Genomic DNA, 23081 nt, shown 5'->3' with positions numbered 1-23081 from the left:
AACTGTCATAAGCTCCTGTTACTAGAATCCGTACTTTCCGGATTTAAAACCAAGCTTAACCAAACCTTGTTTTACTTCGGGAGCATTCATGAATAGTTTCCAAAGCAAACCGGTACGATAATTTTCAATCATTACTACTTCAGGTCCCTGGTCAATAGCCAGGTACCGTTTTGCAACCCAATTATTCTGTAGGCTAACCGCATCATAAAACCCTGCCTCTCCAAAAGTTTCCTTTTTATGATTTTCGTATAAATTTCTAATTACAGCGATTGATTCTTTTGGTGTATACACAATTGAACTAATGGCTGCTGTTGGAGAGATAACTCCTTTATCGTTGCTTGGCATGTGAGCATCGTACCCAATAGATCCGTCAGGATTTCTGGAATAAGACGCGGTTAAGCCCCAATAATCGGCTCCGTATCCTTTAAATTTCCCTGGATTTTCGATACAATACTGGTAATCAATTTTTACCTGATTGACATTCAGATCCCAATAGTTGGCATACTTATCTGTTAGCTGGTTCGGATCAAGTCCTACATACGAATAATGTGCCCAGAACAATGGTCCGCCAAATTCCTCGGCTCCATTGTGTTTTAAAATTAGAGGAATATTGTATTTTGTTTTAGAAGAAACTATTCCGCCGCTTCTCGCCCAGCCTTCATGATATGCTTTTGCATCGATCGCGTGTGTTGGTGAAGATGCTGCCATGACATAGGTAATCAAACATTCGTTGTAGCCTTCAAGAGCAAAATTCATTTGCCAGTTGTAAGTTGGTGACCAGTGCCAGTACAAAACATTTTTATTATTCGTGTACCATTGCCAGTCTACTCCTTTCCAAAGTGCATCGTATTTTTGAGCTACCGCTTTTTCTTTCTCTGAACCGTCTTTTAGATATTCGCGAACGGTAATCATTCCTGCAACCAAAAATGATGTTTCGACTAAATCTCCACCATTATCCTTGGTTCCAAAAGGTTTTACTTTTCCTGTATTTCCATCTATCCAGTGCGACCATGCTCCATGAAAACGATCCGCTTTGCCTAAAAAATCAGCAATTTTGTTCAGTCTCTCAACTCCTTTTTCTTTCGTTACATATCCTTGTGACATTCCGGAAACAATAGCCATCAATCCAAAACCTGAACCTCCTGTGGTTACAATATGCGCATCGTTTTCAGGATAAATTCTATCTGGATGGTAACGTTCTCTTGCTAATCCTGAATTTGGCTCAGCATAATCCCAAAAATATTTAAACGTCTCTTTTTGAACTACAGCTAAAAGTTCATCATCTGTTAATTTTACAGCAGACGATTCTTCTTTTTCTGTTTGTTTGCTTTCTTGTCCGTTACAGCTCAAAAAAGTAAAAGCTAATAGTAAAACTGAAATTTTAACCATTATATTTTTTTAATATCAGTGAATAAAAACCACTTCCTTCAAAAAGGAGAAGGAAGTGATTTTAAAAGTTTATTTAGTAACCTCCCGGATTTTGTTGCGAAAGTCCACCCGCTTCTCTTAAGAATGTAGTAGGAATTGGAAATAATTCATGTTTACCAACAACGAATGTTTTTCCGTCGGCAGCCATAGCAGCCTGTGCTTGTCCTGTTCTTACAAGATCAAACCATCTGTCATGTTCGAAAGCCATTTCTAATCTTCTTTCTTTCCAGATTGCTTTTCTAACATCTGTTTGAGAAGTAAAAGGAGTATCTCCTAAACCTGCTCTTTTACGAATCATATTCACTAAAGGAATTGCTGCTGATGTTTGTCCCAATTCATTCAAAGCTTCCGCTTTCATTAACAATACCTCAGCATATCTTAAATATCTAAGATTAGTATCTGTAAACTCCTGATTGTAGAAATCTGAAGAATACGCTTTGTAATTGTACATTGGATTTGCAACAGTAGCCGGTACCGGTCTTCCATCGTATAAAACGGAACCTCTGAAAATAATCGTTGCAGCTCTTCTTACGTCGCCTGCTTCATAAGCATTTGCTAACCCCTGAGTAGGTGTATTGAAGCCCCAACCCCATCCTCCTGCACCACGTGGTGCCTGAGAAACAGAGTAGTTTCCAATTCCAAAACCAGGGCTTGAAGTTGAACCAATTCCATTAATTTCAAAAATGGACTCAGGACCAAATTCTCCTGCTTTTTTATATTGAAGCGCATAATCAGCTACTAAAGAATATCCTGTTACTTTATCACAATTGTCGATTACTTTTTGCCAATTTTTTTGATATAAATTTACTTTTGCTAACAGAGCATAAGCAGAACCTTTAGAAACACGACTTTTGTCTTCTGCTGCATAAGCTGATTTCTCTGGTAAATTTGTAATGGCATCATTCAAATCTTTTTCGATAAATGCGTAAACTTCAGCAGGCGTTTTACGGGTTAATTGCATGATTCTATCCCCTTCTGAACCTGGAATTGGCAAATGATCAATAATTGGAACCCCACCGTAACCTTTTACTAAAGTGAAATACATAAAAGCTCTGAAAAATTTAGCTTCTCCCTCTAATCTTACTTTCAAAGCCGGTGTCACCTTATCCAATTTTGGAAAAATAGCCAAAGCCTGATTACATCTGTTAATTCCCGCATAATGAGCATCCCAGGTAGATTGAAATGAAGGAGTCGAAGCATTATAGGTTAAGGCATCAATAATGTCCTTATCTGCTCCGGTGTCTCCAGGATCAGAACCTTTATCAGCATCATCAGAAATGATACTCGTAACAGCATTCCATCCAAAAGAAGACATATCCCAGCCTAAAAACTGATTGTAAATTGCGGTTACAAAACCTGAAGCTCCTGCGTCGTTATTGACCAACTCTACATCTGCTGACGGAATTGATTCTGTAGGGCTTACATCTAAAAAATCATCTGCGCATCCTGTAAAAAGTAACCCGGACAACACAAACATTGATATATATATTCTTTTCATGATATTAAAATTTTAAATTAGCACCGATAACAAATGATCTCAATGACGGGTAAGCATCTAACTCAACACCCTGAGTACCTTCAACCAATTTACCATCACTAACGACGTCAGGAGAGAAACCTGAATACTTTTGAGTAATAAACGGATTAATTGCGTTTACATAAATTCTGCAATAGTTAAAGAACAGATCTTCTTTTAATGGCAATTTGTATCCTAAACTAATGTTGTTGATTCTGAAATAATCTGCTGATTCCAAAAAGAAAGTAGATGCATAAGGAATCTCATTAGAAGGCGCCGGATTTGAAGCAGTTGTGTTAGTTGGTGTCCAGAAATTGCGAGCCATAGAAGCTTCTATATTTTCACCACCAAAACGCTGTGCTTTTTTTCCATTGTATACTTTTGCTCCTCCTGTTCCGTAACCATCAACAGAAAAATCAAAGTTTTTATAATTTACTCCCAGAGTAATTCCATACGTTGAAGTTGGTAAAACTGTTCCAACATACTTTTTATCGGTTCTTTCGTTTAATGCTGACTGAACTACTTTATCACCCGCTGCTGTGTAGTATAACATTTTACCATTTGACGCATCAATACCAGCAAACTCATACATATAGAAACTTCCTAAAGGCTGTCCAACTGAAGTGTTATCCAATATTTTAGTATTTTGACCATTTCCTAAACCTCCACCAATAGTCGGAGCAATTTGAACGTTTTTCAGACTTGTAAGTTCATTTTTATTGTGAGAGTAATTACCCCCTACCCAATAACTTAAATTATCGCTTATTTTATCATCCCAACGCAAAGCAATTTCATACCCTTTGTTTGATACTTCTCCGATATGTGAATAGGTTGAAATATTGTATCCTGAAGTTGCATAAGGTTTAACATTTAAAATGGTATTGGTTGTTTTTTTGTCATACAAATCAAAAGATCCTTTTAATCTGTTAGCAAACAATTCAAAATCAAATCCTCCTGAAAGTTCTTCTACAATTTCCCATGATAAATTAGGATCGATCTGTGAATTGATCGTTATTCCTGAGCCGAGACCCGGCACATCAACTCCTGAAGTAAAAACCTGAGTATTTAACGGTATGTTCTGATTTCCTAATCTACCCCATGATCCTCTTAATTTTAATAAATTAAGTGTTTCAATATTGCTTAAAAAACTTTCTTTTGATACAATCCAACCTAAACCAACTGATGGAAATGTTCCCCAACGTTTGTCTTCAGCAAATTGAGAAGATCCGTCACGTCTTACAGTACCTGTCAGTAAATATCTGTCCATTAATTTGTACTGAAAACGAGCAAAATAAGAAGCTAATCTTCTCTGATTCAAAGCTTCATCTTTATAACCTGTTACTGAACTTGCAACATTAATATCTTTTAAAGACCAGTAGTTTGAATTTGGATTTACATTTTTTCTGTCAATCGTTAATTTTTCTCTGGTTCCTTGTACGTTGGCCTCTATACCGGCAGTAACTTCAACATCATGAATTTCTGCAAAAACTTTATTATAAGTCAGGTAATTAGATAAATTCCAGTTAAAATACTGATCTCTGCCTCTTGTCAAAGTATTTGTATTTAAACTTTTAGTATCGTAAGCAGATACTACACGAGTAGGATCTCCTGATAACCAAAGTCCTAAATTATCTACATAATTATATTGTTTGTAAGTAAAGAACTCCCCATTAAACTGAGAGGTAAATTTTAACGATTTGAAGATATCATAATCCAATTTCAAACCTCCTTGTAAAATAACAGTCTCTTGTCTCTCATTTGTAAAATCCAACTGAGCCACCGGATTCGCAACATTATTGAAAGAGGCTCCTGTTTCGGCAACTACTCCATTTGAAACAAATGGCACTCCATATTTTCCATTAGGATAACGTACAGGAACAAGAGGAGATTGTCTGTAAGCATTTGTAAAAGCGCTTAAAGGCATTGGAGTATTTTTTATCGTACTCACACTCATATTCTGAGTTACTCTAACTTTATCCGAAATTTTAAACTCATTATTATTTCGAATCGTAGTTCTACCATAATCAGATCGGTTCAGAATTCCTTTTTCTTCGTAATTTCCAACACTAAAAAAGTACTTTACATTATCTGAAGACCCTGAAATGGCAATATTGTTTTGCGTATAAGATCCTGTTCTTGTAATTTCGTCAAACCAATTGGTATTGTAAGGCTGATTGGCAGAAAATCTTCCTTGTGGAAAATCACCACTGTAAGCAATATTACTATAACGAACATATTCGTCGCTATTTGCCATTCTGACCTTTTTCAAAGGAGTTCTGATTCCGGCGAAGCTTTCTACATCTACCGTAAGTTTTCCTTTTCCGGATTTCGTGGTGATCATAATTACACCATTTGCACCCCTTGTACCATAAATAGCTAAGGAAGAAGCATCTTTTAAAATCTCATACGATGTAATATCATTTGCATTAATGTTATTGATATTCTCCGTTGGCATACCATCTACTACATACAAAGGATTTTTTCCTCCCAAAGCACTACCGGCCCCTCTAATAATTACAGAAGGTGTACTCCCCGGTGCATCTGAAGCAGATACCTGAACCCCTGCCGCCTTACCTTGTATGGCCTGAGAAGCATTTAGTACCTTCATTTTTGTAATCTCTTCAGATTTAATAGAGCTTATCGCTGAAGTATTATCAATTTTCTTTCTTGTTCCGTATCCAATTACAACCACATCTTTTAATACAGTATCACCTGATTCTTTTAAAGTAATAGTCATTGGTGCGGAAGTTGCTGCCACAGAAACAGGTTCAAAGCCCAACATCGAGATCTTTAGTATCTCCCCCACTTTGGCATTTATGGCAAAATTTCCGTCGAAATCAGCATCAGCAGAAACTCTTGAGTTTGAAGCAGCAATAATTGCTCCGGGAACTCCCATTCCATTACTGTCTACTACTTTTCCTTTAATTGCTTGTCCAGACATATAAGCCGGCAATAGCAAAAGCGCTAAAAAGCTAAAAATAAAATTTTTCATACAGTTCGTAATCGTTTAAGTTAGTAGAGCCAAATTAAACAATTACAACGTTGTAGTACATCAAATACCACTACTACACAGCTACATCATTATGTTAAAATAAGAATGTAAAAGTTTAAATTTCAGCATTTTAAATGTTAATTTTATTTTATTAACATAACGTTATGATGTAGTAATGATGTATTAGAATTATACAATAAAAGAAGTAGAAAAATATAAGATATTTAAAAAAATAATCTCAATCTTACAGACTTAATAAAAACTTTGAGAGGTTTTCATCCTGAGTAAGGCCTAATTTCTTTCTTAAACGATATCTGTGCAATTCTACGCCCCTAAAAGAGATGTTCATCATAGGTGCAATTTCCTTGGAAGAAAGATTCATTTTAAGGTAAACACACAGTTTTATATCCTTAGGAGTTAAGTTTGGAAACTTTTTAGAAAGGTTAATGATAAATTCATTGTGAATCTGATTCAGATTGGTTTCAAAAATCTCCCATTCGTGTTTGTTCACCTCATTGATTTTAATTGCTTTTTTGATTTCACTCTTCAGTTTATTGAAGTCTTTTTCAGAATTCAAAATGTTCTGAATGTTATCAATCATTTCACTTTGCTTGGCAATAGACAATGATTTTCCGGCAACTTCTGAGGATTTTGTTTGCAGTTCCAGTTCCAAAATGTGTTTTTCATACTCCTGAACATTCAATTCATTCTCTGCTTTTAATTCCATTTCCAGAATTTCACGCTGATGCTTTAACTCTTCGGCCTGCAATTTCAGTTTTTGCATATAACGTAACTTGTTCCATTTGTAATAGAAAAATAAAACTGCTGCCACTACAAGCAGATACAGTAAAATCATCCAGAATGAAAAATACCAAGGTTCTGCCACTTTAAAATCAAAATCTGCTACCTCCTCGTAACTCGCACCATCATGTTTGTAAACCACTATAGCATGTGAACCACTACTTAAATTATTCAATACAATAAGTCCATCTGAAATTGGCAGGAAATCGCCGTTTTTATTGATTTTATAAAACAAATTAGGCTTACTTGCCCCGTAAATTCCGGAAATTACATTTATTCTTATCTCAGTGTTGTATTTGATCTTATCCTCATTTGATATAAGATTTCCATCATTAAAAGCTTCTATCTTTACATGAGCATTTTGCTTGTTTTCATAAGTGAGCTGAAGTGATATAAAACCATCATCAAGATTGAGTAAATAGTGGTTCTGAGTTTTAAAAATCCTCAAATTATCATTGATCAGGGTACCTTTGTAATATTTCTCCTGAATGATATTCCAAATGAATTTATTGCCCTTTGCATATATATGGTACAATATTCCATTCTGAAGCACTACAAAATGATCTTCATCAATTGAAACGACATCACTTATATTCTTAAAATTAGAATTAAACAGCTCATTTTCTTCAAGACTGCCGCTAATCGAATTATAGGTATACCAAACATTATTGATTAGGAAAAGAATTTCATTTCTAAATTCAAAAATCTTTACACCAAAATCATTCTTAATTTTACTCTGCTGTGTTATATTTTCAACTTTTTTAGTCTTATAGTTATCATCGTACAATACACGATACAATCCGCGGTAATTATCTGCAGCCCAGATTTCATTTTTCTGATTCTGAGCAACATACTTGATAGGTTTTGAAAGATCATTAATAACTTTGTTCTCAGTAGGTACTGCAATATCATTATAAGCCACAACACCGCTGTAAGTCGATTGAAAATAAGTATTATTGATACTGCTTTTTGTCAAGTTCCATCCTCCGCTTCTGTTATTGATTTTAACCAATGAACCATTTTCGTAACAAAAAGTTCCATCATTATGACCTATAATATACTTGGTACCAATTTTACTAATATTCCAGGCCTGCCCCTGTGTATTGGGCAACATATTAAACTTACCGGAAACAAATTCGAAAACTCCGTGATTGGAAGCAATCAGATATCCCTTATCGATAGCTGCAACAGAATAAACAGAACCCAGAAGTCCTGAATTATCATAAAAGAAAGAAATCGGAGAGTTGATTTCGACATGCGTAATACCATTATCCAGACCAAGCCATAAATCGTTCTCTTTATCGAAACCGATGCTTAATACCGAATTATTCATCAAGACATTATTCCGGTTGATATTTTTATAGGTATCCGTTTGAAAGTCGTAGATAAAAACACCTCTGTTCCCGGTTCCTACTACCAGTTTATTTCCTTTAATAAATTTAGCAACATTAATCGTTGCCGATTTTAAAACTTCATTCAACGGATTATTCCAGGGTCTTAAACCTCCTTTTTCTACAATAAAAATTCCTTTCTTCTGTGTAAAAATAAACGTCTCGTTCTTGTACTTTTCAATAGCGTGAACTACGGTCTTTTTTAAAATATTCCAACCTTTCGGATTGGCTATTTTTGAACCGTCCATTCGGAAAAGGCCTTTTGCAACTGAAGCAACATAGACATCATTATCCACTACAAAGCAATAGGATATTAGAAAAGGGAATTTGATTTTCTTAATGTGTTTTCCATCATAAATAAAAACATCATTAAAAGACTGGAAATAAACAGAACCTTTAAACTTGAAAATTTTCCAAATCTCTTCATTGTCCTTTTCGTCAAACAAACGCAGTTTTTTAGTGATGGAAACGTAATGCATCTTTCCCTCTTTTCGGTACCAGTAACCAAACTCTTTATACGAGCCTGAATAGATCTTATCGCCTTCGATCATGATCGAACGGATGATCGTTTTATTAGGTAATGTATACTTTTCCCATATGACACCGTCATAACGCAATAAATAGTGATTATTGGCAAAATACATGGCATCGTCATTACCCTGAACCACATTCCAAATTTGATTGTCACCTTGGTAATCAGATTTATTATAATTTTCTACGAATGGAAGTAATTCTTGTGCCTGGATTTGAAAAGCAATGAAAAAGAAGAATATAAATTTAGGAAGTATCGATTTCAAAATATTCGGTTTTATCTTCAAAGATACTGACAAATATTGAATCTGATGGCATAAAAAAAGCTCCTCAACAGAGAAGCTTTCCTTATAATATAAAGTCTATCCTAGCTTTGAAGCAGCTGATAAACCTGATGAGCAATTTCGTATTCTTCATCTGTAGGGATCACCAAAATTTTTGCTTTTGAATTTGGTACATTAATCTCTCTGATTTCTTTAGAACGAATCTGATTCTTTTCATCGTCCAGTTCAATTCCAAAATAATCCATATCAGTACAAACCAGCTTGCGCATATAAGAAGAGTTCTCTCCAATTCCCGCAGTGAAAATAATTGCATCCAAACCGTTTAGAGCTGCCGCGTACGAACCAATCGTTTTTTGAATCCTGTAGGCATTCATTTGCAGCGCCAATATACAATCTTTATTTCCTTTTTCCGCTTCTGCTTCAATGTCGCGCAAATCGCTGTAGCCTGTAAGTCCAAGCATACCACTTTGTTTCAATAAAATTGAATTTACTTCATCAGCTGAATATCCAAGATTCTTAACCATATAAAAAATAACCGACTGATCAATATCTCCCGAACGAGTTCCCATGATAAGACCATTTGAAGGAGAAAATCCCATGGTATGATCGATACTTTTCCCGTCTTTAACAGCGGTCATACTACAACCATTTCCCAAATGAATGGTGATTATTTTAGAGTTCTTTTCTAAATAATCAATTGCTTTTGCAGAAACATATTTATGACTGGTTCCGTGAAAACCATAAACACGCACTTTATGCTCTGTTAAAAGATAATTTGGAATAGCAAACTTATAAGCTACTTCTGGCATCGTTTGATGGAATGCAGTATCAAAAACTGCAATTTGCTCTGCATCACTAAAGATTTCTTCTGCGACATTAATACCCTCCAAATTAGCAGGATTATGCAGTGGCGCCAGTTCAAAAAGTTCTTTGATTTTTAATTTTACCACTTCATCAATTTTCACTGTATCGCTAAAGGCACTTCCTCCGTGAACCACGCGATGACCCACCGCCGCAATCTCCGAGGTCGATTTAATCACTCCCTTTTCGGCATCTAAAAGCATATTGGCCACTTTTTGTAAACCAACTTTATGATTTGCAATCGGCAATGTTTCTTCGATGGTATTTGACGGGGTTTTGAAAATTACATTTGAAGTTTCCAATCCAATTCTGTCAATCATACCGGTACAAATTACCTCATTTGTAGGCATAACCATTAATTGATATTTGATTGAAGAACTTCCTGAGTTTATGATAAGTATTTTCATTTTTTTTTTAAGATTCTAAGAGACTGAGTCTCTAAGTTTTTTACTGTTTTTAGCTTTAATGTCACCCTGAGCGAAGTCCAAGGCCGGGCAAACAAAGAAGGCTTCGACTCCGCTCAGCCTGACTTACGTTTTTTAATTGATTAAAGTCCTTGCGCCTGAATAGCAGTGATTACTACGGTGTTAATGATATCATCTACGGTACAGCCACGGCTTAAATCGTTTACCGGTTTGTTTAACCCTTGTAACATTGGGCCGATAGCCAAAGCACCGGTTTCACGCTGAACTGCTTTATAGGTATTGTTTCCTGTATTTAAATCCGGAAAAATAAGCACACTCGCCTGCCCTGCTACTTCGGAGTCCGGCATTTTACTTTTTCCGACAGCACGATCTACGGCGGCATCGTATTGAATTGGTCCTTCAATTTTTAGATCAGGACGTTTTTGTTTTACGATTTCGGTTGCGGTTCTTACTTTATCTACTTCATCCCCTTTTCCGGAAGAACCGGAAGAATAAGAAAGCATCGCTATTTTAGGCTCAATTCCAAAAGCTGAGCTTGATTCTGCCGATGAAATGGCAATTTCTGCCAATTGTTCTGCTGTTGGGTTTGGATTAATGGCACAGTCTCCAAAAACAGAAACTCTGTCTTCTAAACACATAAAAAACACAGACGAAACTACTGATGAATTGGGCTTGGTTTTAATGAATTGTAAAGCGGGTAAAATAGTATGCTGCGTGGTATGAGCAGCACCTGAAACCATTCCGTCAGCATGTCCTTTATACACCATCATCGTTCCAAAATAAGAAACATCTTCCATTAAATCCCTTGCGGTAGTAATGCTGATATTCTTGGCTTTACGAAGTTCATAATAGGTGTTGGCATAATCTTCATAAAGCTCCGATTCAATAGGATTAATGATATTGATTTTAGAAAAATCCAATGTAATTCCAAGCTCATTGACCTTACCTTCAATTTGTTTTTTATCGCCAATGATCGTAATATCGACAACATCCATCGCTAACAATCTCGAAGCGGCGATGATAATTCTCTCGTCGTTTCCTTCCGGTAAAACAATATGTTTTCGGTGCTGTCTGGCTCTCTTCACCATGTTGTACTGAAACATTTTTGGTGTCATTCCTTCTGCTTCAAAAGTGATTAGCCTTTCAGACAAATCATCCATGGCAACATACTTTTCGAAAGTACTAATCGAGGTTTCTATTTTATGAGTATTATTGGCGTAGATTTCTGATCTGATAGATCCAATTTTGTTTGTAATACCATAAGTTCCGCCGTCAACTGCGATAATAGGTACGATGGATGAAAGACCTTCGATAAGTTTTAAAATACTTTCTTCAGGAACTATATTTCCGGTTAGAATAATTCCGGATATTGTTGGATAATTTGCCGATTCGTTGGCTTGTAAGGCTCCCAGGATAATATCCGAACGATCTCCGGGAGTAATCACTAGCGCATTATCATGCAAATGGACCAGATAATTGTGCAATTGCATTGCTCCAACACTAAAATGCCCGATTTCATTATTCAGATAAGCACCTCCAAACAGTACTTTGGCATCAAGCTGATTGACTATTTCCTGCATCGTTGGATTGTTCAAACTTGAAATCAGCGGAATGGTATTAATAAGCACATTCGCCGGCAAACTTTTCTGTAATCCTTGTGTCACCAATTCGATGTTTTCAGGCTGTACTTTATTGGCTATGACCGATAAAACCTCAACTTCTTTCACTTTAAAGGAATCATAAACCAAATACAGGCTGTCTACTAATTCTTCTAAAGTTTTGCCAACTCCTGATCCGATAATAATAGTAGGAATGCCAAGATTTTTAGCGATCAAAACATTCAAATCGAGTTCGATCGAGGTTCCTTCTCCGGTAAAGCTTGTTCCTTCTACCAGAACAAAGTCAAAACGTTCTTCAAGTTTCTTATATTTCTCGATAATCAAATCGAGAACCTCTCCTATTTTCCCTTTATTCTTTTTCTTGATTAGTTTGCTTTTGGTGATCGCAAAGGCATCTTCAAATTTAATATCCAAATTAAAATGTGACAGTACTGTTTCGATATGATTGTCTAACTCGCCATCTACAAAATCTTCCACGATAGGCCTGAAATAACCCACTTTAGCCGTTTTACCAATCAAAATACTCATCAAACCAAGTGTCACAATTGATTTTCCGCTGTTTTGATCACTCGTAGCTATATATATTGCTTTACTCATAATTTATGTATTAACTCAACAAATGTCGTATATAATCTATTTTTTAACGATAAATAAACGTTAAAACCAACGTCTTTTTTTGAAATAAATAATTAAGGCTATGACCAATAAAAACATGCTGGTCATCACAATGAAATAGCCGTTTCTCTCCTTTAATTCCGGCATATATTCAAAATTCATCCCGTATACCCCAACAATAAAGGTAAGCGGAATAAATATGGCTGAAATGATGGTCAGGGTTTTCATAATCTCATTCATTTTTCGGCTTTGTTCCGAAAAATAGAAATTGGAAGCACTTTCCAAAGAACTCATATCAGACTCAATCTGCTCCAGAAGTTCTAAACTTTTCTGATGCAGTCTAATGAAAAAATTAAATGTTTCTTTCTGAATAAGACCATTGTTTTCATCATCATCTTTAATGGTTTTCAGATAATAAAGTGAATCACGAAGCGGAGTGATAGAACGTTTTAAAAAATTAAAATTGTCGCGATGATTTTCAATTTTTTCCAGAATAACCGGATCTGCTCCTTTTTTGGTTAAATCTATAAGTTCTTCGATATTATCTTCTTCATCTTCAATCGTAATATAAAAGTTTTCCATTACGGCATCCAGCAACAAATAAAGCAGATAATCGACCTTTTTTGTTCTTACGATTCCGGCATGGGTTCGCAGGCGTTCACGTATGTGTGTAAAGAAATCACTTCTTTTTTCCTGAAAAGAAATCAGTATTCCGTCTTTTAAAATAAAACTGAGCTGCTCGACCTTAAGACCGTCTGAATACTCTGAAGGCAACAACGATTTTATATTGAAAAATAAAATATCCTTTTGTTCTTCCAACTTGGTTCTTTTGGTTGTATTTAAAATATCAGCCAGTAAGAAATCATCTACTTTAAAATGATCTCCGATTGTTTTAATAAGATCAATATCATTTAATCCGTGAATATTCAGCCAATTATTTTTAGTATAATCAAAACATGAATTTATGGCCAAAACCGTAAATTTCTCATATTCAACAATATCAGTATCATTATAAACAAAAAGCTGCATTTCTGTTTCATGACTTTTATGTGTGCCCGTGTACTCCAGACTTGTATGCTGCAACTTTCTGCCTTTCTTGTATTTTATCTTTCTCATTCAAAAATGATTTACAAAGTAATATTACAAAAAAGTTTCCGAATGGAAAATGACAATTGTCATTTTGCTAAGCTTACATCATTATAAATTGTACTATTTTTACTACTTTAAATAATTTAACCGGACAGGTTTCAAAAACCTGTCCGGCTTAGATAACGTAAACAATTGGCAAATAACACATAAACATGCAAATTACAGAACCTTTAGAATTTGGAAAATACTATCATATTTACAATAGAGGAATAAACAGCGAAAATATTTTTAAAGAAAGTAGAAATCATGTGCATTTTCTCAATTTGTACAATAAACATATTGAACCAATCGCAGAAACTTTTGCATGGTGCCTGCTTAAAAATCATTTTCATTTATTGGTTAGAATTAAAACATTTGAAGAAATCCTTCATACTCACGAAGATTACGAAATTAAAAGAATTATAGCCCCTCATCAATCCTTTGGAAACTTGTTTAATGCCTATACAAAAGCAATCAATAAAGGATATAATAGACATGGTGCGTTATTTGAACGAGCTTTTAAGCGAAAACTAATTGATAACGAAACTTACTTACAAACTGTTATAAAATACATCCATTACAACCCTGTAAATCATGGCTTCTGCCAACACCCGATTGAATACCCCTGGAGTTCCTATCAAACCTGTATCTCTGAAAAACCTACAAAACTAAAACGTGAAAAAGTAATTTCATTGTTTCAGGATATTGAAGGCTTAAAAAGTTCACATCAACAAAAAGAAAATTTTACTTCATTGGAAGATTTCCTTAATTCATAATGTAATACTATAAACAAACCGGACAGGTTTTAAAAACCTGTCCGGTTTAAATTAAAAATACAACACAATTAAACACTAACCATAAAAAAACCGAGTCATTTCTGGCTCGGTTTTTTTCAAAACAAAGTATTCTAATTATGGTTGTGTTATGACAGTATAAGACAAGTTTGTAAAAGTTCCGTTTTTTACTTCAAAAATTTCAGGAGTATTAACTTTAGTCTGCAGCGAACCTACTTTTTTAGACGTAAAGCTAAAAGTTCCGGATACCGTTTTATTAGCAGGATCCATCGAAGTTATGGTTAACTTTCCAGTCTGAACAAAATGTTCTGTAAAAGTACTTCCATCAATTAAATAAGTATTTATGAATAAAGCATTCATATTATCCTCATCTTCTGCATTTTCATCAAAGTTATAAGCTTTTATTGGCATAGCATCAGCAGTTGTCAGTTCGCTTACACAGGCTAGCGATAACATTTGGGCATTGTCCTGAATATTAATATCAAAACGTTGCTGTTTTTCGCTTTTTACTTTGATTAATGTTACACTGTTAATTTTGGTTGCATTCCATGCTGTACCATTTATGGTAGCTGAAGCAGAGTTACCATTATCCTTCTTATCATTTTCATCACTACTGCAAGCTGTTAACAAGACTGATAACGTCAATAATCCAATGCTTAAAATTTTCTTCATGTTGAGAGTTCGTTTAAATTATTTTTTTTTCAAAATAAAGGCTAAAAACCCTAATAAACTTACGTAAAACCACATTCGCAACAAATAATTCCGGCAAACTGGGCAGGTTTTAAAAACTTGTCCGGTTTAAATATTCAATACAAGAAATTCGAAACTTTATTTTCCTAATATAATCCACAAAACAAACCCGACAGGTTTTTGAAACCTGTCGGGTTTAAATAAAAAAACCGGATCATTTCTGACCCGGTTTTCATTATTGTTTAAAGAAGAATTATTTTACTTCTTCGAATTCAACGTCTTCAACGTTATCTCCTTGAGACTGCTCTTGTTGTGGAGCTGCTTGTTGTCCTTCACCACCTTGAGCGTACATTGCTTCTGTAGCTGTTTTCCAAGCTGCATTAACATTGTCTAATCCTTTTTGGATTGCATCAAGATCTTGAGATTGGTGCGCCATTCTCAATTCAGTTAAAGCATATTCGATAGCTGTTTTTTGATCGTCTGTCAATTTATCTCCTAACTCTTTCAATTGAGATTCAGTTTGGAAGATAGTACTGTCAGCTTCGTTCAATTTCTCAGCTCTTTCTTTTGCAATTTTGTCAGCATCAGCGTTAGCTTCAGCATCTTTTTTCATTTTTTCAATTTCTTCAGCTGTTAAACCAGAAGAAGCTTCGATACGGATATCGTGAGATTTTCCAGTTCCTTTATCAGTTGCAGAAACTTTGATGATACCATTAGCATCGATATCGAAAGTTACTTCGATTTGAGGAACTCCTCTTGGTGCTGGTGGAATACCATCTAAGTGGAAACGACCGATAGTTTTGTTATCAGCTGCCATAGCTCTTTCTCCTTGTAATACATGGATTTCAACAGATGGTTGAGAATCAGCAGCAGTAGAGAATACTTGAGATTTTTTAGTTGGAATAGTTGTGTTAGACTCGATTAATTTAGTCAATACACCACCCATAGTTTCGATACCTAAAGAAAGAGGAGTTACGTCAAGTAACAATACATCTTTTACATCTCCAGATAAAACTCCACCTTGAATAGCTGCTCCAATAGCAACAACCTCATCAGGGTTAACACCTTTAGAAGCTTTTTTACCGAAGAATTTCTCTACTTCGTCAGCAATTCTTGGCATACGAGTAGAACCTCCAACAAGGATTACTTCGTCGATATCAGATGTAGATAAACCTGCATCTTTTAATGCTTTAGCAACTGGCTCCATAGAACGTTTTACTAAAGTATCAGATAATTGCTCAAATTTAGCTCTTGATAATTTTTTCACTAAGTGTTTTGGTCCTGAAGCAGTAGCCGTTACGTATGGCAAGTTGATTTCAGTTTCAGCAGAAGATGATAATTCAATCTTAGCTTTCTCAGCAGCTTCTTTCAAACGTTGTAATGACATTGGGTCTAAACGTAAATCAATTCCTTCTTCAGATTTGAATTCGTCAGCTAACCAGTCAATAATAACCTGGTCAAAATCATCACCACCTAAGTGAGTATCACCATTTGTAGATAATACTTCAAATACACCGTCTCCTAATTCAAGAACAGAGATATCAAAAGTACCTCCACCTAAATCGTAAACAGCAATTTTTTGATCAGTTCCTTTTTTATCTAATCCGTAAGCAAGTGCAGCAGCAGTTGGCTCATTGATGATACGCATAACTTTAAGACCAGCGATTTCACCAGCTTCTTTAGTAGCTTGACGTTGTGCATCGTTAAAGTAAGCAGGAACAGTAATAACCGCTTCAGTTACAGTTTGACCTAAATAGTCTTCAGCAGTTTTTTTCATTTTTTGAAGTGTCATTGCAGACAACTCCTGAGCAGTGTATAAACGACCGTCAATATCCACACGTGGAGTATTGTTGTCACCTTTTACAACACTGTAAGGAACTCTTTTTGCCTCTTCTTGAGTTTCAGCAAAAGTGTGTCCCATAAAACGTTTAATAGAAGCAATCGTTTTTGTAGGATTCGTTACTGCTTGTCTTTTTGCAGGATCACCTACTTTAATTTCTCCACCTTCAACAAAAGCGATGATAGATGGTGTAGTTCTTTTTCCTTCTGCGTTAGGGATAACAACTGCTTCGTTACCTTCCATTACAGAAACACAAGAGTTCGTCGTACCTAAGTCAATTCCGATTATTTTACCCATTTTTTATATATTTAATTTTTGATATACATTTTATAACTCAGGTGGCATAAGTCAATCTTTGTGCCAATATAAAAAACCAAAGTAAATTGTCAGTTTTACTATTGGCACGACAATAATCATCTGACAACATGACATTTTTAACACCTGACATACGTGGCACAATAGTTTTTTGCATGTCATTATTAACGGAATTGATCATTCATTAAGTCATAAAACAACAGTATAAAAAGCCCCGTCAAGTCTATTATTTACTGCAAAACATGCTACATTTGAAAAATAATAGAGTCCCGTTTTAACCAAACAAAATTCAACTTTCTTTTTTTTATTGATTTTTAAGCTTTAAAGATAGCATCTTAAAAGAAGAAATTAATAATAAGCAACATTAACAAATTATAAAAAAACAAACTGATGATCGAAATTGATAAAATCGCATTAATAAAAGTCGAAAATGGTCAAATTCTAAGCACTAAATCAAGAGGAAAAAACAAATATTATATTCCGGGCGGAAAAAGAGAAGCTAACGAAACTGATGAACAAACTTTAATCAGGGAAATCCGGGAAGAACTAAGCGTTGAAATCCTACCGGAATCTATCGAATATGTTGGAACTTTCAAAGCGCAATCTGACGGACATGCAGATGGAATTACCGTAAAAATGACCTGCTACAAGGCAGATTACACCGGAACACCCAAGGAAAGCAATGAAATAGCCGAAATTAAATGGTTAAATTATAAAGATCTGGACATCATTTCAGAAGTTGATAAAATTATCTTCACACATCTGAAAGAAAACGGATGGATCAATTAAACAAAAATTAAAGATAGGCGAATAGAATTTTTTGTTTTGCAGTTTCAGAAAACCAAAACAGAACCGACAAAGCATCAAAAAAAGCACAAACAATTGACAAACTGAAACATAAATAATTAGCATTAATACTATTTCCATATTTAGTAAATTGCAGTACTAAAATTTCAGCACATCAATAACAATTGTAAAATATGGAAACTAAAAAAGCATATATCGCAGGAGGCTGCTTCTGGGGAATGGAAGAACTGTTCAGAACCCGTCCGGGAATTTTAAATACAGAAGTAGGTTATATTGGCGGACAAAACGAAAACCCAACTTACAGGAATCATCCCGGCCATGCTGAGGGAATAGAACTGACCTATAATCCTGAAGTTACAAACTTTAGAGAGATTCTGGACTATTTTTACCGCATTCACAATCCTACTACGATAGATCGTCAGGGCAATGATATGGGGTCCAGTTATCGTTCTGCCATTTTTTATCAAAACGAAGAGGAAAAGGCCATTGCCAAAGAGGTCATTAATCTTGTAGATACTTCAAAAAAATGGGGAGAAACCGTAGTCACTACTTTAGAGCCTTATAGTACTTTTTGGGCTGCCGAACCGGAGCATCAGGACTATCTGCAAAAACACCCAAATGGCTACACCTGTCACTTTGAAAGATTTGAAGAGAGTTTCTTACTCTAAGTACAAACCATCTTTTATCTCCAATAAAGAAGATCATAAAAATTTCAAAACTTTATTGGAGATAGTATTAGATCTAATAGACAGGAATTAATATGACAGTAATCAAATGAATACGATAGGTTTTGGAGGAGGCTGTCATTGGTGTACCGAAGCAGTTTTTGATTTTTTTGAAGGAGTAACCAATGTACGGCAGGGCTGGATAAAATCTGAAGCACCTGACGATACTTTTTCGGAAGCTGTTCTTGTTGATTTTGATTCCCGTATTATCCCGTTAGAAATTCTCATTGAGGCACATTTGATTACACATTCCAGCACTTCAAATCACAGTATGAGAGAAAAATACCGATCTGCTATTTACTTTTTCGACAGCAATGAAGCTATCCAAATTTCAGAAATACTCCAAAAACTAGATCATAAATTAGACCGAAAACACATTACCAGAATCTTACCTTTTACTGCCTTTAAAAGCAGCGAAGAACAATTTCTACACTATTACGAAACCCGAAAAGAAGCTCCGTTCTGCCAGACTACTATTATTCCAAAACTGAAAAAATTACAAGAGGAGTTTGAAAAACATAAAAAAAGCAGTTAAAAATAAAGTAAAATATTCTTCAGTTTTCCAAAAGAGATATAAATATTCGTAATTTCGGTTTTTCATTAAAATTACAATTACAAAATGGCTTCATTTATTAAAGAAATCTCTTTTCGCTGGTCAGATCTTGACCCAAACTTTCACGTTCGTCACAGTGCTTATTACGATTTTGGCGCACAGCATCGTATTGAAATCCTTGAAGAACTGGGTTTAACTTTAAGAGTAATGCAAACGCAGGGTTTTGGACCTGTTTTGTTTAGAGAAGAATGTATTTTCAGAAAAGAACTAAAACTTTCCGACAAAATATTTATTCATACCAAAACCTCAAAAATGAAAGCGGATGCTTCACGCTGGTCGATCATTCATGAATTTAGAAGAGAAGACGACACACTTTGTGCTGTTATTACAGTTGACGGGGCCTGGATGGATACTAAACTTCGTAAATTAGCTTCTCCAACACCGGAAATCGCTATCGAAGCATTAAGCATCTTCCCAAAAAGTGATGATTTTGTTGGACTTTAAAGTAAAATTCAATCTGATATAAATTACAAAAATCCAAAAAGCACATTCTAACAAAAGTCGTTTTTTGGATTTTTTTTTCAAACTTAAAACCTATGATCGATTACTTAAAAGACTTTAGAATAGGGATTTTCATTGCCATTATTGCCATTGTCACAATAATTCTTGGTGCGGTTACGGATAAGGTACTTCGTTATTTTTTGTATCGCAAACAGGCCAATAAAGAATATGATGCTACCGGCTTTAAGTTCCTGAAGCACCTGATCATTACTGTAATTTATATTTTAGGGTTTGCCTTTGCGTTAATTCAGATTCCCGAATTTAAAATAATAGGTCACTCCGTTCTGGCAGGAGCCGGAGTAATCTCAATTGTTGCCGGTCTGGCTTCGCAACAAGCCTTAAGCAATATTGTAAGCGGAATATTCCTTGTTGTTTTTAAACCTTTTCGCATCAACGATAAAATTACCATCAACAATTTTGTGGGTACTGTAGAAGATATCAATCTAAGACAAGTGGTTCTGAAAGATGCCGAAAACAACCGGATTATCATTCCAAATTCAGTAATCAGCGCCCAGATTATTGTCAACACCAACATGCATGATAGCAAATGTTGTAAAATCATCGAAATCGGCATTGGTTACCAGTCCGATATTGAAAAGGCCTTAGAAATCATGCAGGACGAAATTGCCAAACATCCGTTTTTTATCGATACCCGAACTGCCGAAAGCAAAAAACAAAACACACCTCTGGTTGTAGCCCGTGTAGTAGCACTGGCAGACTCAAGCGTAACCTTAAAAGCATGGGCATGGGCAAAAAACTCTACAGATGGTTTTATCCTCTATTGTGATTTGCTCCAAAGCATTAAAAAACGTTTTGATGAAAATAATATTGATATTCCTTATCCACAGCAAGTAATAACACTCAAAAAGTAGTTTCACTTTCCAGATTATTTCATGCTGCAATTCAGAACTTTTTTATTGAAACTTCAGCCCAAAATTAACTTTATCAAAAGTAGTACTACAGGAAACCGCAAAGCGTCCCACGTTAACCGTTCCGAAAATTCCCTCTTCTCCATGGCCGGAATAAAATCCTCCTGCCGAAAAACGAGTATTCTGATACTTCAGTGCAATGTCATTGACCCTGCTGTTTAATTGCCCGAAAACAATGAGATTGGGAATAATTTCATAACTCGCAAAGACTTTTGGAGCCAGTTTTTTATAATAGTCAAACCCTTCATCACTACCATTATGAATGCTGGAGGAATGCAGATTTGCCAGACTTCCTCCAATGAAAGTATTCTCAGCAAAATGCCAGGATACACTAAAACCTGTAAAGGTTCCGTCATATCCGCTTCGGGATTCTACATAACCGACAGAGATTGTTGCACGAAACTTATCACACATCTTACCAATATAACCAACGTAGGTTCGATCTAATTCAGATTTATTAATACCCGCCCCAAAAATAATATCATCCTCACACATGGTAAGCGCATACTGAAAATAAGCAGAATACTGATTTTTATTTCCCGCAACGACACTTCTCCCCTTGTCCAGATCAATATTTGGCGAAATCACAGTCGAATTTATCACAGCAAAATCAAATGTATTCATCTCCTGCGCAAATACGGGGCAAGAAATTAAAAACAAAAATAATATTCTTTTCATGATGTTTAATTTTGATACAAATAATTTTGAGCTAAATTACTTACAAAAAACAACACATTGAAAAAAAATCTTTAAAACGACAAAAATACTCGTTAAAATACCATATTCGGAAAATACACAAGAACTCTCCCTCTTGTTAATTTTATTATTTATTGCATTTTCAATTCCATTTTAAAATCATAAATTGTATTTTTGAATTAATAACCAAGCCCTTTTTAACTACATTTTTTATATGTTTCTGAAAAAGAAAACAGAGATTGCTTAATACACGTCTCAAGGAAACACCTAAAAAATTAATATAATTATTCTTTCTAATTCACATCATTTAAAATTAAGATATATGTTTACAATAGAGCAAATCAAAGAAGCACATGCCAAAGTACAAACCGGTGCTGACTTCCCTAATTATATTCAGGACTTAATCATTTTAGGCGTAAAAGGCTATGATACTTTCGTGCATGACGGACATGTGGAATACTACGGAGTAAACAATTATCATGTAACGGCTGACGAAAAATACGACGAAATAAAAGTAGAATCGGTTCCGAACAAAGAACGTTTTATCGAATTTTTAGTGATGCATCAGGATGGTCAGACCGATTACCTTACTTTTTGTCGTCACGCTGCGCAATGTGGAATAGCCAAATGGAGAGTCGATATTATAGAAATGACTTGTACTTATTTTGACACAGACGAAAATGAAATCCTAATCGAGAAAATTCCAGGTTAACCTTTTAACTCTAAAAATAAAACGATCCAAAGAATCCTATTTAATGAAAAATACAATCGCCGTAGTGGGTCTCACACTATTACTATTTGCCTGCAATTCAAAACAATCAGAAGATAAAATAAACACGTCCGGCATTACTAAAAAAGAAAGTACACATACAAAAACTTCAGAAAATAAGTCTGTTGGTTCTCCAAACTATGAGATCTCAACATACGACAATCCTGAATTTGCCTCAAATATCAAACTACATAAAGAGCAGTTAAAGCAGTTTTCAGAAAGAAAACTTTTTTCAGTTATTCATGATAAATGGATTCAAAAACTAAGCAAAGAGCAACAGTCCTTTTTTAGCGAAAATTTAAATTACGAATTACTTTCTATGGCCAAAGGAAATCTATTTCAGGATGACAGCAATGATTTTGTTTTTATAGTTTACGACAAAAAGAAGGTGAAAATTTCGATTTTACTCTACAATGGACAAACTTCTGAATATGCTGAATTATACAAAGACATAAAGGTTGAAAATGGCTTCGCTAACACCAATCCTGATGCTGGTTTTTTCAGAACACTTGACTATCAATTTGCAGATGAATTTTTATTTTACAATGAAGACGCTCTTAAAGAACATCCCGATAATTATTTAGAAACCTATGTTGCGGCTAAAATTACCGACCTGTCAAAAGACGAGGATTTCGCATTAGACCATGGATCCTTTGCAAAAAACGTTTCGAAAACCAATCTGTCAAATACCCTTTGTCTTGCTACAAGTTCTGTTTATAGTAATTGGGATTGCTTGCGATATGATAAAACAAACCATACTTTTTTAATTTTTTATACACAGGCCTTCGCAGACTAAATACCCCGATTTTGT

The 23081-nt window shown here is 35.0% G+C and carries 18 protein-coding genes; 8 read left to right on the top strand and 10 right to left on the bottom strand.

Features of this window, described 5'->3' with window-relative positions:
• Positions 1-21 precede the first annotated feature (21 nt).
• From M4I44_RS13445 to corA, 7 genes are all read right to left on the bottom strand, one after another.
• Positions 22-1389 carry a glucoamylase family protein gene (locus M4I44_RS13445; protein ID WP_249965001.1) on the bottom strand — a complete coding sequence of 456 codons (1368 nt, stop codon included), beginning with the start codon at positions 1387-1389 and terminating at the stop codon, positions 22-24.
• 73 nt (positions 1390-1462) lie between these two features.
• Complete coding sequence (locus M4I44_RS13440) at positions 1463-2926, bottom strand: RagB/SusD family nutrient uptake outer membrane protein (protein ID WP_249965000.1); 1464 nt, start codon at positions 2924-2926, stop codon at positions 1463-1465.
• 4 nt (positions 2927-2930) lie between these two features.
• A complete protein-coding gene (locus tag M4I44_RS13435) occupies positions 2931-5936 on the bottom strand; it encodes a SusC/RagA family TonB-linked outer membrane protein (protein ID WP_249964999.1) in 3006 nt (1001 codons plus the stop codon).
• Between the two features lie 244 nt (positions 5937-6180).
• The gene (locus tag M4I44_RS13430; RefSeq protein WP_026109995.1) at positions 6181-8925 is read right to left on the bottom strand and encodes a LuxR C-terminal-related transcriptional regulator; all 2745 of its coding nucleotides are present in this window, start codon (positions 8923-8925) and stop codon (positions 6181-6183) included.
• A gap of 101 nt (positions 8926-9026) precedes the next feature.
• Positions 9027-10211 carry an acetate/propionate family kinase gene (locus M4I44_RS13425; RefSeq protein WP_249964998.1) on the bottom strand — a complete coding sequence of 395 codons (1185 nt, stop codon included), beginning with the start codon at positions 10209-10211 and terminating at the stop codon, positions 9027-9029.
• A gap of 140 nt (positions 10212-10351) precedes the next feature.
• A complete protein-coding gene (gene pta / locus M4I44_RS13420) occupies positions 10352-12445 on the bottom strand; it encodes a phosphate acetyltransferase (RefSeq protein WP_249964997.1) in 2094 nt (697 codons plus the stop codon).
• A gap of 60 nt (positions 12446-12505) precedes the next feature.
• Entirely contained in the window at positions 12506-13579 is a 1074-nt protein-coding gene (gene corA, locus M4I44_RS13415) for a magnesium/cobalt transporter CorA (RefSeq protein ID WP_249964996.1), read from the bottom strand.
• A gap of 185 nt (positions 13580-13764) precedes the next feature.
• Between corA and M4I44_RS13410 the strand changes: the two genes are divergently transcribed.
• Positions 13765-14367, top strand: coding sequence for a hypothetical protein (locus M4I44_RS13410; RefSeq protein WP_249964995.1), 603 nt, complete (start codon positions 13765-13767; stop codon positions 14365-14367).
• Positions 14368-14502: 135 nt separating this feature from the next.
• Here the strand turns inward: M4I44_RS13410 and M4I44_RS13405 are convergent, their stop codons facing one another.
• Together M4I44_RS13405 and dnaK are read right to left on the bottom strand one after the other, a co-directional pair.
• Positions 14503-15057: a DUF6252 family protein gene (locus M4I44_RS13405; protein ID WP_249964994.1), complete on the bottom strand. Its 555-nt coding sequence runs from the start codon at positions 15055-15057 to the stop codon at positions 14503-14505.
• Between the two features lie 271 nt (positions 15058-15328).
• Positions 15329-17212: a molecular chaperone DnaK gene (dnaK, locus tag M4I44_RS13400; protein ID WP_017496558.1), complete on the bottom strand. Its 1884-nt coding sequence runs from the start codon at positions 17210-17212 to the stop codon at positions 15329-15331.
• Positions 17213-17620: 408 nt separating this feature from the next.
• On the opposite strand from dnaK, the gene M4I44_RS13395 reads away from it, so the two are divergent.
• The 5 genes from M4I44_RS13395 to M4I44_RS13375 all read left to right on the top strand — a co-directional run bounded on the left by M4I44_RS13395 (position 17621) and on the right by M4I44_RS13375 (position 20748).
• Complete coding sequence (locus M4I44_RS13395; protein WP_249964993.1) at positions 17621-18019, top strand: NUDIX domain-containing protein; 399 nt, start codon at positions 17621-17623, stop codon at positions 18017-18019.
• A gap of 191 nt (positions 18020-18210) precedes the next feature.
• The gene (gene msrA, locus M4I44_RS13390; RefSeq protein ID WP_249964992.1) at positions 18211-18705 is read left to right on the top strand and encodes a peptide-methionine (S)-S-oxide reductase MsrA; all 495 of its coding nucleotides are present in this window, start codon (positions 18211-18213) and stop codon (positions 18703-18705) included.
• Between the two features lie 106 nt (positions 18706-18811).
• Positions 18812-19297 (top strand): peptide-methionine (S)-S-oxide reductase, encoded by a 486-nt coding sequence (locus tag M4I44_RS13385; protein ID WP_249964991.1) that lies wholly within the window; start codon positions 18812-18814, stop codon positions 19295-19297.
• A gap of 84 nt (positions 19298-19381) precedes the next feature.
• The gene (locus M4I44_RS13380) at positions 19382-19819 is read left to right on the top strand and encodes a thioesterase family protein (RefSeq protein ID WP_017496553.1); all 438 of its coding nucleotides are present in this window, start codon (positions 19382-19384) and stop codon (positions 19817-19819) included.
• 92 nt (positions 19820-19911) lie between these two features.
• Positions 19912-20748 carry a mechanosensitive ion channel family protein gene (locus tag M4I44_RS13375; protein WP_017496552.1) on the top strand — a complete coding sequence of 279 codons (837 nt, stop codon included), beginning with the start codon at positions 19912-19914 and terminating at the stop codon, positions 20746-20748.
• Between the two features lie 42 nt (positions 20749-20790).
• On the opposite strand, the gene M4I44_RS13370 is transcribed toward M4I44_RS13375, so the two are convergent.
• A complete protein-coding gene (locus tag M4I44_RS13370) occupies positions 20791-21483 on the bottom strand; it encodes a hypothetical protein (RefSeq protein ID WP_249964990.1) in 693 nt (230 codons plus the stop codon).
• A 340-nt stretch (positions 21484-21823) separates the two neighbouring features.
• On the opposite strand from M4I44_RS13370, the gene M4I44_RS13365 reads away from it, so the two are divergent.
• Positions 21824-22213, top strand: coding sequence for a DUF1398 domain-containing protein (locus tag M4I44_RS13365; protein ID WP_249964989.1), 390 nt, complete (start codon positions 21824-21826; stop codon positions 22211-22213).
• A 43-nt stretch (positions 22214-22256) separates the two neighbouring features.
• Positions 22257-23066, top strand: coding sequence for a hypothetical protein (locus M4I44_RS13360; RefSeq protein WP_249964988.1), 810 nt, complete (start codon positions 22257-22259; stop codon positions 23064-23066).
• The last annotated feature ends 15 nt before the right edge of the window (positions 23067-23081 follow it).

Source organism: Flavobacterium sp. B183 (assembly GCF_023539155.1).
Lineage (GTDB): Bacteria > Bacteroidota > Bacteroidia > Flavobacteriales > Flavobacteriaceae > Flavobacterium > Flavobacterium tructae.
The sequence above is the reverse complement of the archived record's forward strand: the minus strand, read 5'-3'. Positions and strand labels throughout refer to the sequence as shown.

Coding starts and splice junctions, on each gene's coding strand:
- M4I44_RS13445 (WP_249965001.1), bottom strand. CDS start 1,389: ATGGTTAAAATTTCAGTTTTACTATTAGCTTTTACTTTTTTGAGCTGT.
- M4I44_RS13425 (WP_249964998.1), bottom strand. CDS start 10,211: ATGAAAATACTTATCATAAACTCAGGAAGTTCTTCAATCAAATATCAA.
- M4I44_RS13435 (WP_249964999.1), bottom strand. CDS start 5,936: ATGAAAAATTTTATTTTTAGCTTTTTAGCGCTTTTGCTATTGCCGGCT.
- M4I44_RS13385 (WP_249964991.1), top strand. CDS start 18,812: ATGAATACGATAGGTTTTGGAGGAGGCTGTCATTGGTGTACCGAAGCA.
- corA (WP_249964996.1), bottom strand. CDS start 13,579: ATGAGAAAGATAAAATACAAGAAAGGCAGAAAGTTGCAGCATACAAGT.
- M4I44_RS13370 (WP_249964990.1), bottom strand. CDS start 21,483: ATGAAAAGAATATTATTTTTGTTTTTAATTTCTTGCCCCGTATTTGCG.
- pta (WP_249964997.1), bottom strand. CDS start 12,445: ATGAGTAAAGCAATATATATAGCTACGAGTGATCAAAACAGCGGAAAA.
- dnaK (WP_017496558.1), bottom strand. CDS start 17,212: ATGGGTAAAATAATCGGAATTGACTTAGGTACGACGAACTCTTGTGTT.
- msrA (WP_249964992.1), top strand. CDS start 18,211: ATGGAAACTAAAAAAGCATATATCGCAGGAGGCTGCTTCTGGGGAATG.
- M4I44_RS13365 (WP_249964989.1), top strand. CDS start 21,824: ATGTTTACAATAGAGCAAATCAAAGAAGCACATGCCAAAGTACAAACC.
- M4I44_RS13440 (WP_249965000.1), bottom strand. CDS start 2,926: ATGAAAAGAATATATATATCAATGTTTGTGTTGTCCGGGTTACTTTTT.
- M4I44_RS13410 (WP_249964995.1), top strand. CDS start 13,765: ATGCAAATTACAGAACCTTTAGAATTTGGAAAATACTATCATATTTAC.
- M4I44_RS13375 (WP_017496552.1), top strand. CDS start 19,912: ATGATCGATTACTTAAAAGACTTTAGAATAGGGATTTTCATTGCCATT.
- M4I44_RS13360 (WP_249964988.1), top strand. CDS start 22,257: ATGAAAAATACAATCGCCGTAGTGGGTCTCACACTATTACTATTTGCC.
- M4I44_RS13395 (WP_249964993.1), top strand. CDS start 17,621: ATGATCGAAATTGATAAAATCGCATTAATAAAAGTCGAAAATGGTCAA.
- M4I44_RS13380 (WP_017496553.1), top strand. CDS start 19,382: ATGGCTTCATTTATTAAAGAAATCTCTTTTCGCTGGTCAGATCTTGAC.
- M4I44_RS13405 (WP_249964994.1), bottom strand. CDS start 15,057: ATGAAGAAAATTTTAAGCATTGGATTATTGACGTTATCAGTCTTGTTA.